The following is a 1,652-nucleotide window of genomic DNA, read 5'->3' as shown; positions in this document are numbered from 1 at the left end:
GCAGCTTTGGCTCGAAATTTGCGATTAAAAGAACTGAGTCTGAATGACAATTTTCGCACCTCTCCCCGCGCGTATTCCTCTATAAAACACTTGAGTCTCTAGAAGTCACAATAGTCAAGCCCTGTGCCTGGTATCAATTACTTTCGAGCAAGGTTGGCAAAAGAGAAGCAAATTGGATAAACTGAGTTCACTTGGCAAATTTCGTAACAAAGCGAATGAGGCTGATGCAGGGAGCGGTATCTCGTGACCGCAAGCAAAATCAAGCTAAACAAATCACAAGTCTTAAAACACAATCAAAACTAGTAAAACAACTAGGGTATAATTCATGAGGGACATCCCATTAAATCAAAAATGGCAACAAGCTTTCCAGCGAGTGCCATTATCGAACCAATTACTTGTAACGGTCTTGCTAAGTTGCGTGGGCGATTTAAAAGAATTATCCTTTCAAACCGCACGAAAGCAAGCCGCATAAATTTGTTTATATTTTTAAGCAAACCAATTGAATTGGCTTGCTGGTCTTTATTATTTGAACTAAACTTCCAAACTGCAAATCACCGCCCATGAAATTTAGCTTTTGTTACCAACCGTTAATTGTTCATTTACTCGGGCATACCCTAGAGTTTCTAGGTCTTGAATACCTTTTGTCAAATAAGTTGTACCATCGCTGATTACATATAAGTTGTCACAAATGTCAACTATATGTTTATACATATGGTCAGTGATTATTATCCCTTTATTTTCTTTCTCTCTTAAAATCAACCTCTTAATCGTATCTATATGCAAAGGCATAACTTGAGAAAAAGGCTCATCTAGCATGCAAAATTTAGTTTCAGAAACTAATATTATATAAATCTCAATAATGCGTCTTTCTCCTCCTGATAAATCACGCAATTTAGACGTGTGGAATTTTTCAAGTTCAGGGAAATAGGTTATCAAGTCGGCAAAATCTAGTTTAAAATCATCGAAAATTCTTTTAATTGTCAAAGAACTGGGGATAAATCTAGTTTGAGGTAAGTACTTTAAATCTTTAGGAGAGCGATAAGTACTAATTAAAGAATCACCATTTATTCGGATAGATTTATCATTTGGAATAAGTTCACCAAACAATATCTTCATTAAGCATGATTTTCCCGTTCCATTTCTCCCTAATAGTCCAGTAACTTTCCCCGTTTCACTTTTTAAATACACATTTTGTAAAATTCTTTTTGTGTCGAATTCTAAAATAACGCTGTCAACTTCAAGTGTATTTATCATTTAATCTTTAATGTTAGAATTACTAATGTCAAAAATAGGAACATATCAAAAGTTAGAGCTGGAATCCACAAATGTTTTTTTGTTAAACCTAGATTTTTATAGTAATAAAACACATCATTTTTGTAGTTGTGAATATAATAAAAAGTCAATCCGAGGGTAATAATTTTGAACCAAAATAATGCTTGTATTATAAGTATTGCCTTTGTTCCATAAAAGTTAATCAGATATAAACAAGCAAGAGTTATCGAATTGCTTGCAAAAGCAAATGACTTATAGAATGTAGTTATTAATCGTATCGTTCTCATTTTAATGGTTGGTAACGGGCTGCGCTAAGTGGCGTAGGCTCCTTACTGGTTTTATGTTTCAAATTTTATAAAAGGCAAGGTAGCTATTTTTGT

At 33.8% G+C, this 1,652-nt stretch carries 1 protein-coding gene; it reads right to left on the bottom strand.

The annotated features are described in order from the left end of the window. Window positions 1–567: 567 nt before the first annotated feature. A complete protein-coding gene (locus tag ACXR6G_RS20080; protein ID WP_458363239.1) occupies window positions 568–1,254 on the bottom strand; it encodes an ATP-binding cassette domain-containing protein in 687 nt (228 codons plus the stop codon). Window positions 1,255–1,652: the final 398 nt, after the last annotated feature.

Source organism: Ancylomarina sp. YFZ004 (genome assembly GCF_054254355.1).
The sequence above is the reverse complement of the archived record's forward strand: the minus strand, read 5'-3'. Positions and strand labels throughout refer to the sequence as shown.